This window comes from Maribacter stanieri (assembly GCF_900112245.1).
In the GTDB taxonomy this organism is placed as follows: domain Bacteria; phylum Bacteroidota; class Bacteroidia; order Flavobacteriales; family Flavobacteriaceae; genus Maribacter; species Maribacter stanieri.
Genome location: NZ_FOYX01000003.1, coordinates 662,157 through 677,030, shown reverse-complemented (window position 1 = coordinate 677,030; position 14,874 = coordinate 662,157). Strand labels below are relative to the sequence as shown.

General features: G+C 32.3%; 15 protein-coding genes. 6 read left to right on the top strand and 9 right to left on the bottom strand.

Annotated features, from left to right (window positions below; translation table 11 throughout):
* Nucleotides 1-3: 3 nt before the first annotated feature.
* From BM296_RS16730 to BM296_RS16715, 4 genes are all read right to left on the bottom strand, one after another.
* Nucleotides 4-1,434, bottom strand: coding sequence for a glycosyltransferase family 2 protein (locus BM296_RS16730; protein WP_027066969.1), 1,431 nt, complete (start codon nt 1,432-1,434; stop codon nt 4-6).
* Complete coding sequence (locus BM296_RS16725; protein ID WP_143099095.1) at nt 1,427-3,577, bottom strand: HEAT repeat domain-containing protein; 2,151 nt, start codon at nt 3,575-3,577, stop codon at nt 1,427-1,429. The genes BM296_RS16730 and BM296_RS16725 overlap by 8 nt, the downstream gene beginning before the upstream one ends.
* A 205-nt stretch (nt 3,578-3,782) precedes the next feature.
* Nucleotides 3,783-4,148, bottom strand: coding sequence for a response regulator transcription factor (locus BM296_RS16720; RefSeq protein WP_091904715.1), 366 nt, complete (start codon nt 4,146-4,148; stop codon nt 3,783-3,785).
* 1 nt (nt 4,149) lies between these two features.
* Entirely contained in the window at nt 4,150-5,910 is a 1,761-nt protein-coding gene (locus tag BM296_RS16715; RefSeq protein WP_091904712.1) for an ATP-binding protein, read from the bottom strand.
* 142 nt (nt 5,911-6,052) lie between these two features.
* On the opposite strand from BM296_RS16715, the gene BM296_RS16710 reads away from it, so the two are divergent.
* Nucleotides 6,053-7,342 carry a dipeptidase gene (locus tag BM296_RS16710; protein WP_091904709.1) on the top strand — a complete coding sequence of 430 codons (1,290 nt, stop codon included), beginning with the start codon at nt 6,053-6,055 and terminating at the stop codon, nt 7,340-7,342.
* Here the strand turns inward: BM296_RS16710 and BM296_RS16705 are convergent.
* Nucleotides 7,339-7,740, bottom strand: coding sequence for an acyl-CoA thioesterase (locus BM296_RS16705; RefSeq protein WP_027066964.1), 402 nt, complete (start codon nt 7,738-7,740; stop codon nt 7,339-7,341). The genes BM296_RS16710 and BM296_RS16705 overlap by 4 nt on opposite strands.
* Before the next feature lie 272 nt (nt 7,741-8,012).
* Between BM296_RS16705 and BM296_RS16700 the strand changes: the two genes are divergently transcribed.
* Nucleotides 8,013-8,420, top strand: a complete 408-nt coding sequence (locus BM296_RS16700; protein WP_394365312.1) for a glyoxalase — start codon at nt 8,013-8,015, stop codon at nt 8,418-8,420.
* On the opposite strand, the gene BM296_RS16695 is transcribed toward BM296_RS16700, so the two are convergent.
* Nucleotides 8,412-9,092 (bottom strand): DUF2461 domain-containing protein, encoded by a 681-nt coding sequence (locus tag BM296_RS16695; RefSeq protein WP_091904703.1) that lies wholly within the window; start codon nt 9,090-9,092, stop codon nt 8,412-8,414. The genes BM296_RS16700 and BM296_RS16695 overlap by 9 nt on opposite strands.
* Before the next feature lie 95 nt (nt 9,093-9,187).
* Between BM296_RS16695 and epsC the strand changes: the two genes are divergently transcribed.
* Nucleotides 9,188-9,979, top strand: coding sequence for a serine O-acetyltransferase EpsC (epsC, locus tag BM296_RS16690; protein WP_027066961.1), 792 nt, complete (start codon nt 9,188-9,190; stop codon nt 9,977-9,979).
* Nucleotides 9,972-10,856, top strand: a complete 885-nt coding sequence (gene cysM / locus BM296_RS16685) for a cysteine synthase CysM (protein WP_091904700.1) — start codon at nt 9,972-9,974, stop codon at nt 10,854-10,856. Before epsC ends, cysM begins: the two co-directional genes overlap by 8 nt.
* A gap of 72 nt (nt 10,857-10,928) precedes the next feature.
* On the opposite strand, the gene BM296_RS16680 is transcribed toward cysM, so the two are convergent.
* The 3 genes from BM296_RS16680 to truA form a co-directional block, all read right to left on the bottom strand.
* Nucleotides 10,929-11,555 carry a hypothetical protein gene (locus BM296_RS16680; protein WP_091904697.1) on the bottom strand — a complete coding sequence of 209 codons (627 nt, stop codon included), beginning with the start codon at nt 11,553-11,555 and terminating at the stop codon, nt 10,929-10,931.
* Nucleotides 11,556-11,668: 113 nt separating this feature from the next.
* Nucleotides 11,669-12,763, bottom strand: a complete 1,095-nt coding sequence (gene corA / locus BM296_RS16675; RefSeq protein ID WP_027066958.1) for a magnesium/cobalt transporter CorA — start codon at nt 12,761-12,763, stop codon at nt 11,669-11,671.
* 34 nt (nt 12,764-12,797) lie between these two features.
* Nucleotides 12,798-13,583, bottom strand: coding sequence for a tRNA pseudouridine(38-40) synthase TruA (truA, locus tag BM296_RS16670; protein ID WP_091904694.1), 786 nt, complete (start codon nt 13,581-13,583; stop codon nt 12,798-12,800).
* Nucleotides 13,584-13,692: 109 nt separating this feature from the next.
* On the opposite strand from truA, the gene BM296_RS16665 reads away from it, so the two are divergent.
* Nucleotides 13,693-14,127 (top strand): hypothetical protein, encoded by a 435-nt coding sequence (locus tag BM296_RS16665; RefSeq protein WP_091904691.1) that lies wholly within the window; start codon nt 13,693-13,695, stop codon nt 14,125-14,127.
* A 117-nt stretch (nt 14,128-14,244) separates the two neighbouring features.
* Nucleotides 14,245-14,727: a hypothetical protein gene (locus BM296_RS16660; RefSeq protein ID WP_027066955.1), complete on the top strand. Its 483-nt coding sequence runs from the start codon at nt 14,245-14,247 to the stop codon at nt 14,725-14,727.
* Nucleotides 14,728-14,874: the final 147 nt, after the last annotated feature.

Below are 14,874 nucleotides of genomic sequence, written 5' to 3'. Positions count from 1 at the left end.
CTTTTAAGTTGCTTTTGCAAAACCTTTTCTAACTTGGGATCCCCAACCAGATTTTATCTTGAATAATTTTTTATAGTTACCCCTTACTGCAGCATATACTACAATAGGGTGAAAAATGAAAGGCTCTAAAATCGCTAAGCCCATTAATATTAATATGTCTTTTGTTTTTCGGTATTGATTGTATGAATACACATCCCACAGAATAGCATAAAACGAAATCATGATTGAAAACAGGAATATGGCTAGCGTTATCATTAAAAAGAACTCCCAATTAAGAATACCCAAATAGGCAAAAAGTAGAATGGTAAAAAAGCCAAAAAACTCCAATAACGGAGAAAGCCATTCATAGAAAAACCAATATGGATAACTTAATAAACCTAGCCTACCATACTTTGAATTGAACAGCATGTCTTTATGCTTGAACAAGGTTTCTAAATTTCCACGAGCCCAACGATCTCGTTGATTTACGAGTATATTAAGGTCTTCCGGTACTTCTGTCCAACAAAGTGGATCGGGTATGTACTCTATAGTATATGGTTCTTTTCTATCATGCATATACCTACGCATTTTAAACACGATTTCCATATCCTCACCAACTGTATCCGTATCATAACCACCAACAGCCAACGCAATTTCGCGTTCAAAAAAACCGAATGCCCCTGAAATGATCAATAAACTATCTATTCTACCCCATGCCATTCTACCTAGAATGAAAGATCGAGTATATTCTAAAAGTTGAAACCGAGCCAGCCAATTGGTTGGCAATCTAATTTCTTCTAACTGTCCGCCTTGTATAATACATGAGTTGGCAACACGTATAACTCCGCCAACCGCAATAACCCTTTTTTTAGAACGTTGAAAAAAGGACTTCACTACATGTAATAAGGCATCAGGCTGCAAAAGACAATCAACATCTATACAACCAACATATTTACTTGTAGATAAAGAAACACCTGCATTTAAAGCATCAGACTTACCACCGTTCATTTTATCGACTACGGTTAGCTTTTCAAAAGCTCTATTTTTTGATTTGTAAATACCCCTAACCGTTTTAGATTTCCAGTCTGGGTCCATTTCAACATCAATTTTCTCTAAATCGTATGAATCTATTAATTTCTGTAAGGTATCATCCTTACTACCATCGTTTACAACCATTACATCATAATTGACATATTGTAAGGATAATAAGGAACGTATATTTTCTACAATGGTTAAACCTTCATTATAAGCCGGCGCAATAATGGTAATTGTTGGCGCCAATGGTGAAGCCATTATCTTGGATATATCAGTAAAACTGTTTTTATTTCTATAATGAAGAGAATTTCGAGTAGAGAAATACGCCATCGCAGAAAAAAGTACGAATAGAATTAACGTAAATACAAAGAATACAAAATTGATGTATTCCAATACTATTCCAAATAACTCACTATCCATTTTTCTTTTTGTATAAAGAGTTGGACATAGAGCACAATTGATCGAATAAAGTAGAACCGTTATCATTCGATGCGATATTCCTCTTAATTGACTCGCTAAGTTCTAATTCGAAATCAACGTCAAAAATAGAATCATTATCTACTTCTTTAGGTGTAACATCTATTTCAAGAGATAATTGAGATTTTATATTCTCTAATGCATCTTTTGCTGCTTTTGCCAGTGATTTAGATTCTGATTTAATGACACTTTCTAACAACTGAATTTCTTTTTCATCACCAATACTTTTAATCTCACTTAAAAGTATAAGCTTGGTTTCTTTGTCTGCCAGGTTATATATTTCTGTAAATACACTTTCAGAAAGATCATTATCTGCTGAAAACAACTCCGTTGGTCTTGGAGATTGATATAAGAATTTTTGAATTAATTCTTCAGCACGCTCTTTAACAAGGACAGAGCTATTTTCTTCTTTTATATTTTGTAACAAGTCAAGCTCTCGACTATCACCTAATTCCGCAATATTTTCCAGAATTACCATAGCATCCAACTCTTCTTGAGGCATAAAATTTGCAGAGAATGAAATTTCCTCACTCTCAAAAGAAATTAATGGTTCTTCAATAACAGCCGGCTCTTCACTATCATTTTCTGTTAAAGTCTCTGTAGAAACCGTAGACCAATCAATATCTTCAAATTCATTTGATGTGCTTTCATCCAAGATTATAGATACTACCTCTTCTTGGTCATTATTAAAATTCTCATCTAATACAAATAATGGTTCAAAATCATCTTCTACAAAAGCTGAAACTTCTTCTTTATATGCATTTTCTTCAACCACGAATGGCAGAAAATTAAAAGTAAATTCTTCTTCTAATACTATTTCTTCTATCTTTTTAACTTCCTCAACTTTTTCAACTTCTACGTCGTTCTCTGCCTGTACATTTTCATCATTAACATGCGGTAAAAAAGTTAAATCTATTTCAAGCTGTTCGCTACGAGTATTTTCAATTTCTATATCCAACGCAACTTCATTCTCAACCTCCTCAGAACTGGTTTCATTTACAATTTCGGTTTCAGTTTCTTCTTTTGGTGAGCTATTTATAGTAGCTGATTCTAATTCAATAATCTCTTCTGAGATTTCTGGCTCATTCTCTAATTCCTTTGTAATATTCAAATCAGGCTGTGTGATAGAAAGCTCTGGCTCTTTTTTAATTTCGTCAACTGTAGTCAGTGTATCTTCTAAATCCATTTCAGCTTCATAAAAATCTTCAGTTGAGATGTTCTTTGTAGGTAATACACTTTCCGGATTAATTTTATTCAACGTACTATTGACTTTTCCTTTGATGTTAAAATGGCGTTCCGTTGATGCTAGGTATTCTAAAAATGCTACTTCGTTTTTAGAACCAATTTCACCTATAGCATCTAAAATGGCTATTTTAATATCGTGACTGGCTTTTGGATACACCAGTTTTAAGGTAGTCAAGGCACTTACAAAATGAAAATCTTTAATACATTCAATGGCTTCTGCCTGTATATCGCGATTTTTATGTTTTAATAATGTGATGATAGATTGTTCAGCTTCATTTTGATTGTAATATTTTATCAATCTCAAAGAAAACAATACTACATGTGTATTTGTTGCAGTCAGCCAAAGTCCAAATTGAGGAGCATTAAAATTAGGCTTGTGTCTTAGTACATCTAACAATTTTAATTGTTGCCATTCTGCAATTTTATATTTAGTATTATCCAGAAAATATTTAATTCCTTCTTCTTTTAAATTAACCACGGCTATTTCTGCCTGTTTGCGAATAGTGCTTTGTCTATGATTTATGAATTTTATAATTAAACCATAAGCTTCTTCAACTTCCATGGTAGTTAACTCTAAAATTCCACTGGAAACAACTTGCCATTTTCGGCTACCTAACTTGTTATAAGCATCATTATGCAATCCTAAATCTTTATAAAGATCTATTAAAACTGCTTGTGATTGCCCAGATAAATCTTTTCGTAAATCTAGTAATACCTCGGTAAGAACTTGTCTGTCGAAATCGTTTTTAATTAATTCCCGTATCTGAATTTTAAGGTTTAAGTAGTTCATTTTTTCCTCCTTAGTATTTGAATCCTCATAGAATAGAAATTCATTGATCATGGGGGAAAATTCAATCTTTTTATCTTTTGTACGGTTGTTAGTAGAAGTGATTCTATTTCTAATCAGAAAAACTCCAATGAAATAAATAATAGACAAAACAAAAAACAATATGGTCAGCCACCACAGATATTCTAAATTGAATTCTGGTGCTGTTATTAATAATATGTTTATTTGATTTGGGGGAATCAACAAATGGTGTTTTGGGTTACTTATTTATCTCTCTTGCTATGCGTACTAATAATTCTGTTGGACTTACTGGTTTAGTAATGAAATCGTTTGCACCTAATTCAAATGCAGTAAGAACGTTCTGTTCATTACCTGCAGATGAAATAATTATAATAGGCGTTTTTGATTTTAGTTCGTTTCTGACATAGTCAATGAGCTCAATACCAGAAAAATATGGCATCATAATATCACTGACAATAATGTCTGGCATTTCTTTTTGTAAATACTCTTTTACCTCTTTACCATTAACAGAATGATGTACAGAGTACCCACCTTTCTTTAACCTAAAATTTAATAAGGAAGCCAAAAGTTGGTCGTCATCTGCTAGTAGTACACGTTTGCTCATATTACTTCTTGTTCAATGATTTCAACGCATCGGTCAGATTTTCTTCCAATAGTGGATAATCGTTTAAAAAAGCTTGATACAACTCTCTTACCTTATTTGGCTTATTCGATTTGCAGCTAACTTCAAGTTCGACAATTAAGCTACGCATACCATCAGCTTTAATCATCGCAAACCCAGCCTTTAGCTTATGGGCGGATAATGCAATCTGATTTAAATCCTCGGTCTGTAAATGCACTTTTACATTACCAATGAACTCAATGGCATTAAGCTTAAAAAGCTTTACAAGTTCATTTAACATATCAATCTCTCCAAAACAATCTTTTAAAAGACTTGTAAGGTCAACTACCGTGGTTTCTTTTGGTTCTATCATTGGTTTCTGCAATATTGAGGCAAACTCTAAAGGTTCAACTTTCTTTCTCTTATTCTTTACTATGGCCGTCATTAAATCTTCTAAGGTGTATGGTTTAAGGAGAAAATCATTTATCCCTATTTCTTTACATTCTTTACTGTCTCTTTCAGTGAAATCTGCACTAAAGGCAACAATAGGTATTGAATTTATATTGGAGTTATCGTTACCTCTAATTACTTTAGAAACCTCAAATCCGTTTAGATTGGGCATTTTCAAATCCATAAGGATAAGGTCAATATTATTGGCAGCTAAAATTTCCAGTCCTTTATCAAGTGTAAAATTTGTGTGTACTCTGCAACCCCATTTGGTCAATTGTTCAACTATTAAAAGCTGATTCATTTGATTGTCTTCAAACACCATTATCTCGGTACCAGCTAATAATTTACCGTCCTTTAATTTATAATTTTCGTTTACTGATTTATTTACAACACCAGATGTACTGCCGTAAGGGTAAGGCAATCTAAAAGTTACTGTAGTTCCTTTATCTAGAACACTTTCAATTTCTATCTCTCCATTAAGTTTCTCTATAATCTCTTTTGTAATGGTTAAACCTAGTCCGGTACCACCATATTTACTAGAAGTATCATTTTCTGCCTGCGTATATTGATCGAAAATTGTATTAACTTTTTCAGATGAAATACCAATACCAGTATCGGCAACAGAAAATTGTAACATACAATCGTTATCTGAAGATTCTTTAGAAAAAACTTCAAGCTTTATAAAACCGTTTTCAACAAATTTCACAGAATTACCTAAGAGGTTTAAAAGAACTTGAGAAAGTTTAGATGGATCTCCTTTTACTATTTTAGGCACATTTTCATCAATATCAATAAGCAACTCTATTTTTCTATCTAAAACCAAAGTTTCACATAAAAACATAACATCTTTGAGTAAACTATGCAGATTAAAATCTACAGTTTCAAAATTGGTATTACCAGAAGAAATTTTAGAATATTCTAGAACTTCATTAATAAGTTTCAAAAGTGTATTAGATGCAAATTTTATGGCATCCACCTTTTTATGCTGTCCTTGAGTTAATCTTTCATCATTCAAAAGATTGGCATAGCCAATAATACTGTTTAGAGGTGTTCTTATTTCATGACTTATATGCGCTATGAATTTTTTTTGAGAAATATCTTGACCATTTACAGCAACAGACTCCTTTTTCTGCGGAATACTGTTCGCTTCCTTAGATTCATAAATATGTTTTTCCAAACTAGATCTAAACGTATTAAAAGAGTCTTTTAACACCTTAGCTTCATCGGCACTTAATTCCTCGAAAGAGAATTCACTAACAGTTCTTTCTAGTTGAGATAATTGACCAAGTAAATCCTTAGTTTTTGAAATTGGCATAAATAAGTATTCTTTAGTTTATGGGGGCTTTTATTTATAATTATCTAAAAATGCACCATAACCTCTGTGTGAACAATAAAATGTTCTCTAAGAGTGGTTATTTGTTGTGAATACCCCTAAATTGTAGGTCTAAACATACTCTATGAAGCAGCTTATCTATTTTATGTGTTTTATAACTGCAATTTCCTGTGCAGAAAAAAAAGAAAAGATTGTAGAAACTACGCTTGAAAAAGCACAGCGAATACATGAAGATGTTATTACGATAGATACCCATAATGACATTAATATCAAGAACTTTACAGACAGTATAAATTACACTCAGAAACTAGAAACTCAGGTTAATATACCTAAGATGAAAGAAGGTGGTTTAGACGTCTCTTGGTTAATAGTATATACTGGGCAAGACACCCTTACAGATGAAGGTTATGCAAAAGCAAAAGAAAATGCAATTCAAAAATTTGAAGCAATTCATAAGCTTTGTGAAGAAATTGCTCCAGACCAAATAGAATTGGCCTTAACTTCTAAAGATGTAAAACGTATAGTTGGTTCTGGTAAAAAAGCTGCTATGATCGGTGTAGAAAACGCCTACCCTATAGGAACTGATATGAGTGAGTTTGAAAACTATTACAATTTAGGCGCACGCTATATTTCATTGGCACATAATGGTCATAGTCAATTTTCAGATTCCAATACCGGTGAAGCCGATGATACATGGTTACATAATGGATTAAGTGATTTAGGAAAAGAAGCTGTAAAAGAGATGAATAGATTGGGAATTATGATTGATGTATCTCACCCATCTAAAGAAGCTATGAAACAAATGATTTCATTATCAAAAGCGCCTATTATAGCTTCTCATTCATCGGCAAGAGCTTTATGTGGTCATAGCAGAAACTTAGATGACGAGCAATTAATGATGATGAAAGAAAATGGCGGAGTCGTACAAACTGTTGCGTTTAGCTCTTATCTAAACACCGAAAAGCATGAAGCAAGAGCAGCTTTCATGAAATCTATTTATCAGCAAGTAGCAGATTCATTAGATATAGCTTGGTACGAGCGTTCTCAGATTTCTAGTTTATCAGATTCCGATAAAGAAACTTTTATGGAAAACTATCCAAAGGTTCTTAAAATAGGTAAGGAATTGGCAGCAAATAAAGAAGATGCACCAGAAGCAGTTAATGTAGCCGATTTTGTTAACCACATAGACTATATGGTAAAACTAATAGGTATAGATTATGTGGGTATTAGTTCGGATTTTGATGGCGGTGGCGGTATAGAAGGTTGGAACGATGCTTCTGAAACATTCAATGTAACATTAGAACTTGTAGAACGCGGTTATACAGAAGAAGAAATAGCAAAATTATGGGGCGGAAACCTTATGAGAGTACTTGACAAGGTGCAAGCTGTTGCAAAAGAAATGGGTGAAAGTTAATCTTCACCCATTGCTGCCAAACGATCTTTTACGAATTCAATTTTTGTTTTACCATGTGGCTTAGGTTTTCCATTTTCGCCAAGGTTTACCATTATAATATTGTCTACGGTAACAATTGTTTCGTGGTTCATTTTATTACGAACCTCGCAGTTTAAGGTTAACGATGTTTTACCAAATTTTACAACTTCAATACCAATTTCAATAACGTCACCTTTAACAGCGGCGCTCATGAAATTTATTTCGGACATATATTTAGTTACAATTTTTCCGTTTTCTAGTTGAATAATGGCGTAAAGTGCGGCTTCCTCATCTATCCATGCCAGTAACTGACCTCCAAATAAAGTACCATTAGAGTTAAGGTCACCAGGTTTTACTAATTTTCTAGTATGAAATCTCATAGTCTTATCTTTTGAAAATTTACTTTGCAAAGTTAGTTCGTAAATAAAGAAAAATACAATTTTGTCTCAGTTAGTGTAACGATTTACTAATCGAAGCAATTGAACAATTAATAACTTATAAATTAATAATTGTCTCTTAACAGAATTATTATACCCTTAATTTTACTCCTCTTTTTTTGATGCTAACTTCATTGTTTATAACAGGTTTAAAACTTATTAATGCCTTAACAAATGGGTTTTATCTAATACGTACCTTTAAGTAAAATCAAAATATAATGGACAGGACACAGAAATTGCTATCGATACGCCCTTTAATTGCCTCTGCCAAAATAATGCCTGAAATGAGTGATGATGAACGTTTTCAGAACCAAACTTTAAGACCTATTATTAAACTTCAAAACGACTTATTATTAGCTTCTTTTAAGAATTACATCAAAAAAATGAAGAATACGTTTTATGAGTTAAAGCTAGAAAAACGTATGGAATATATTACCAAAGCCATTCAAAAGGATGTAAAACTAAGAAACTCCTTGAAGGGTATGATTATAGGTCAACTTACTGTTGATGAGTATGAAATCTATATTCAAAATTCTTCAGCGCTAAATAAACGTATGATGAATATGGTTATAAAAAGATTAGAAGATCAAATTCAATATTTTGATAAGTATGAGTTAGTCTAGTAACGACTCGCCATTTAAATTAGTGGTAAGTATATTACTCATTAAATCAAAATATGGGCGAATAGTCACAAAACAATCATTTACTTGTTTTGCAAAATCATTTGTCAAAACTTCTTTATCCGTAAAGCTTTTTACAAAAATAAATTGCTTTTTACGAATGAATTCAATGTTTGGGTCTTCCTTATCAAAACCTTTTGGTGCTGTTTTTAGTTCATCGCCAACCAAGGGTCCCCAAACTTTTTTAAACTTTTCATTATCAATGATTTCTACAAGGTCACTGGTATCTATTTCCCATTCTTTTCTTATACGTAACAAATCATTTTTTTCAGGATTCCAAAATCCTGTTGCTATAAAACTATTGCCAGGTTCTATTTGTAAATAGTACCCACCACGTCTATGTTGACCTGCTCTAGAGAAAGATGCCGAAAAATTATGCTTATAAGGTGTCTTATTTTTAGAAAAACGAACATCTCTATAAATTCTAAATACTTTTAGTTTTTCAATTTCATCATGGGTTTGTAGCATTTCAAGCACATGATTAAAAAAGCTTTTTACCTTTACTTCTTCTACTTTAAAATCAGATTTATGCTCAGCAAACCAATCTCTATTATTGTTTTTCTTTAAGGTATTTAAAAATTGAAGTGTACTTTTTGTAATATTCGATTCTAACATACGACCTAACTCTTGTTATTTTAAGCTAAAGTTAACCATAACATGAGAACTACTTTTAGTTATTTGGTTAATTTTGATGAACACAATCAATATACATGGACCATCGATCGATAATCGAAAAAATTAATACGCACAAGAAACAGCCTAATCTTAGATTTCGTTTAAAAAAGAATACGGAGAAATTTACCGACCTTCTTTTTTACATGCTGTTTGATATTGAAACCCCTGTAGCGGAAAGTCTTGAAAAACTAGAAAAACAGTTTGATGAGCTTGTAGATATGGCTTGCTGGGAAAGTGAAAAGCCATGCAAAAAAGTATGGGAGAATTATGTAGAGAAATTGCCTTCAGTTCTAGAGAGTTTAAATCTTGATGCTGAGGCAACCGTAAACTGTGATCCCGCCTCATTGTCTATTGAAGAGGTTTATATGGCTTATCCTGGTTTCTATGCTATATCTGTATATAGATTGGCACATGAACTTTATAAGACCGGATTTCCTCTTGTACCACGTTTGATGACGGAGTACGCACATAGGCAAACTGGCGTTGATATTAACCCTGGAGCACAAATAGGAAAATCTTTTCATATTGATCATGGTACGGGTGTTGTTATTGGTGAAACTGCGATTATTAAAAATGATGTCAAGATTTACCAAGGTGTAACCCTAGGCGGCTTATTTGTTGCTAAAAATTTACAGAAGACTAAACGTCATCCAACAATTGAAAATAATGTAACCATATATGCTAATGCTACTATATTAGGTGGAGACACTATAATTGGTGCAAATAGTGTCATTGGCGGCAACGCTTGGATTACATCAACGGTTCCACCCCATTCTACAGTTTTTCATACCCCAGAAATTAAAATTAAAACATTACCCCATGTCTAAATCATTACTATCGCTTATTGGCAATACACCATTGGTAAAGTCAAGAGTTCTGAATACAAATCCTAATGTCTCTTTATATTTTAAAATGGAAGGTCATAATCCTGGCGGTAGCGTAAAAGATCGTGCAGCTTACAATATGATCAAAACCGGATTTGATAATGGAGATTTTACGGTTAATGATAAATTAATTGAAGCAACAAGTGGTAATACAGGTATTGCTTTAGCAATGATAGCCGGAGTATACGGACTTGATATTGAATTAGTGATGCCAGAAAACGCGACTAAAGAACGTGTGCAAACGATGAGGGCGTATGGTGCAAAAGTTACGTTGACCTCTTCTGATGTAGGTATTGAAGGTGCGCGAGATTATGCGGAAAGTAAAGTTGCAAATGAGGGTTACATAATGATGAACCAATTTGGAAATCCAAATAACTGGAAGGCCCATTACAAAACTACCGGTCCAGAAATATGGAACGACACTGAAGGCAAGGTTACTCACTTTGTTTCCTCAATGGGTACTACAGGGACTATTATGGGTACTTCTACCTATTTGAAAGAAAAGAATAACGATGTGCAAATTGTAGGTGTACAACCAAGTGATAATGCAAGCATACCAGGTATACGCAAATGGCCTCAAGAATATTTACCAAAAATATTTGATGCTAAAAAGGTAGACCGTATTATGGAGGTCAATGAAATTGAAGCTAAAACCATGGCAAGAAGATTAGCTAAGGAAGAGGGTATCTTTTCTGGTATGAGCAGTGGTGGTGCCGCCACAGTAGCATTACGTTTGGCAGAAGAGATAGAACATGGTGTTATTGTATCTATTGTTTGTGATCGAGGAGATAGATACCTTTCTTCTGACTTGTTTGATTAGGATACAATTAAGATTTTACATAAAAAAGAGCCGTGAATACGGCTCTTTTCAATTCTATAAATGAAAGAAAAATTATTTTTCCAACATAGCAGTTTCATTGGGCTTGCTATATTCTTGAACTAAAAATTCTAAATTTTCTCCATGCTCATTGGTAAAAACATAAGTGGTTTTATCATTCGTAGTTTCTTTGCTTGTTAAACTCACATTTTCTACGATTTTTAAATTTTCTCCTTCGTTCATGGCTACAACCAATTCATCATTTTTTGAAACGAGTACAAAATCTTCTGGCGTTTTAGATTCATAGCTAAAAACTATTTTCTCATCGAATTCATCATCGTCATCATTATCAATTTGTACTGTCTTAATAATAGTGGAAACACTGTCCACTACCCTATCTTGATCAATTTTTGCTGCATCTTCTTTTGCACTTTCTACAGTATTAAGTCTTTGAGTCGTAATTTCTACTGTATTCTTCACCAATTTCTTACCATCATTAATAGTATAGGATTTTGAAATTTTGGTATCTAAAAGTTCTTGATTTTCCTCTTGTGCCATTAGACTTCCTGTTACCAAGAACATTCCGACAAGCGACATATAAACAGATTTCATTTTCATATGTATTGTTTTTAAATTTAAATTAGATTTAAAAGTAGTTTTAAACTGTGCATTTAAATCACTCACGTCTAGTATTTTAGACATCAGCAAGATATATGAAATGTTAATTTATGAGTGACCCATATAAATTAATATTTAATTGGATTCCTTTTAATAGCAGGCGTTATAGTCTGTTTTGGGTAGTTTGAAATATGCTATTACAACCATTTTTTCTTTTTAAAATAAATCATCATACCTATAAATAAAACGATCATAACTACCCATACTACTTGGTAACCATATTCATAATGAAGTTCTGGCATGTGGTCAAAGTTCATTCCGTAGATACCGGCTATGAATGTCAACGGAATAAAAATAGAAGCCATAATGGTTAATACCTTCATTACCTCGTTCATTTTATTACTCATATTACTCATGTACATCTCCATTAAACTCATGGACATTTCGCGGTATATTTGTAAACTTTCATTGATTTCAACGGTATGATCATGAACATCACGTAAAAATAATTTTGTGTCTTTGGTTATTAGTGGATTATCAGTATCTATTAGTCTGCTTATTAATTCCTTTACGGGGAATATCCACCTTCTAATTTTTAGCACTTCTTTTTTTAATTGTTGTATGTTTTTTGCAACAATAGGTTCTGGATTATTATAGACTTCTTCCTCTAAAATTTCAATTCTATTGTTTAAGTTTTCTACGGCTAAAAAATAATTATCTACGATTGCATCTAATAAGGCGAAGAATAAGTAATCTGCACCTCTACTTCTAATACGACCAAGCTTACCTGTAATACGTCCTCTTAAACCATCAAATACATCTTCCTTTACCTCTTGGAAAACCAAAACAGTATTCTCATGTAAAACAATTGCTACATGTTCACCCACTATTTCATCTTCTTCAGTTATATAAAGCATACGAAAAACCGCAAAAATATAATCGTCATACTCATCTATCTTAGGTCGCTGCTCAGTATTTACAATATCTTCAAGAACTAACGGGTTTAAATTAAAATGCTTTCCTAGCTTTTCTATAAAGGGTTCGTCTGAAATGCCCACTATATTGATCCAAGATATTTTTTCGGCACGTTCTTCTTTAATAAAAACTTCTAAGTCTTTAAATTCTTTAGTTTCAAATCCGTCGGCATTATATGTGGTACTATAAATAAGACTATCTCCACGTTCCTTATCGCCCATGTAACTAATGGTTCCAGGAGCTTTACCCATTTTATTTTGCTGGCGAGATTTTTTCTTTTTACGCTTAGGGAAATTGAGCTTCTTATTTGTAGCCATGTAGTATTTTTTATAAATATATTAAATCTAAAACCTATTTATTAAAGTGAAGTTGATTCAACATCAATCCTGATCCAGGAGCTATGGTATTTAATTTTAGTTCAGAACCTGTTAGTAAAGATGCTTTTATATCTTCAAGTGAAAGTTCACTTTTACCTAGTTGAACAAGCACACCCATTATCATTCGAATTTGATACCTCATAAATCCGCTTCCTTTAATTTTTAAGATATAACTATGTTCGGGAAAGAAATTTGCTGTCAAAATATCATTTTCAACAATGCTACAAGATTCAATTTTACGTACAGTTTTTGTATTTGGTTTTAAAGATGCGGTATACACGGTAAAATCGTGTGTACCTTCAAATAACTCGGCACCTTCCATCATAAATTCTATATTTAATGGATCGATGTAATTAGTGATGAAAGGAGCACTAAACGGGTGATTTTTAGATCCAAAGGAAAAAAAATAATGATACTCTTTTGTTTTACTATCCTTAATAACATTAAAGTCTTGATCAATAGGTTTTATGGAAAGTAACCGTATATCTGACGGCAAATTCTTATTGAAATCTAAAATAAAATTGTCAAGATCATCAAGCTCTTTCTCTACAAAAAGTTCAAAAGCACCATCTAATGAAGATACTTTTGCATCTGTTCTACCAGCTCCTAATATCTTAAAAGATTCATCTGGATATAAAAATGTAAACGTTTTATTAAGCATCCCGGCAATTGTGCGTAGCTTGGGTTGAACCTGCCATCCATTAAATCTAAAGCCCAAATATTGTAAACGTACTAAATAGCAAAAGCGCTCTTTCTTCATATATGTAAAAGTAATTACAATAAATATAGATGCATATATTTAGCGTAATTAGTCTTCGTAAGTTTTTTTTGTAAATTGATATTCATAAATACCTTCTTATTAATAGCTTATGACAATTCTTACAAACGAACAGCCAAAGTGGTTTTGGGCAGTTTCTGTTTTTACGTTGTTTTTTAGTTTCTGTGGTATTATGACGTTTGTTAGCGAGTTATTTATGTCTAACGAAGTTTTCAAAAGTCTTACAGCTGAAGAAAGGTATTTTCAAACCCATAGACCTTTTTGGGTTTTAATTGTATTTGGCATAAATGTTATTTGCGGTAGCATTTCGGCAGTGCTAATTTTGCTTAGAAATAAGTTGGCTTTTAAATTTGGTATTATAGCAGTGCTATGTACCTGTATTCAAATTCTGTATTATAATATGTTTACTTCTATAACGGATGTAATCGGGATTATAAATATGCAATATCCACTCATCATATTAATTACCAGTGTTTTATTGTTATTGTTTGTAAAATATAGTATTATTAAGAAGTGGTTATCTTAGAATTAATTACTTGAACAACAAACTTTACCGTTCATCGAATTGTTTAAAATAATCGAAAAACATACCCGTTCTTGAATCGAAATTATGGTTCCCCTAAGGCCATATAAACTTTTTTTTATGAATTCTATTAAAGGAATATTTACTTGGAAGCGTACATTAATTGTTTCAATTGCCGTACTATTTTTATTGAACATATTTAGTTTCTACGGTCTGTACACCAATAAGTTTTATTTCTTTAAGATTGATAACTATATCTTTCCATTGCTATCAATAGTACATTTCGTATTTCTTTATGTGCTTTGGTTTAAAATTAGCGAGAAAGAGTTGAGTGATCCACCTATGAGAACTTTAGAGTACGTTCTTTATATTATTTCATTGGTATATATCTACAAATTAGTAGAAACTATTATAACAGTATCAAGCTATTCAGATTTCGAAAATCATCTTATTCCTAGTACATTTTTACCATTAGGTTTTTTAATGATGGTTTTATACGCTATGCTACTACTAGTAACATTTTTAGCAGTACTTTATAGAAAAGAAATTGTAGGTACCTATTTATTTGACGATATGAACCAACATGTAGATCACTGGAAATAAAGGTTATCTAAAATATATTGAAACCCTCACAAGCAATTGTTGAGGGTTTTTTAATTTAAATAAGATATTAATCTGCTATTTAAGGACTCTAATTACACGTCCTGCATAATAAAAGATATTTACCCGCTGTAATTATCAATATAAACT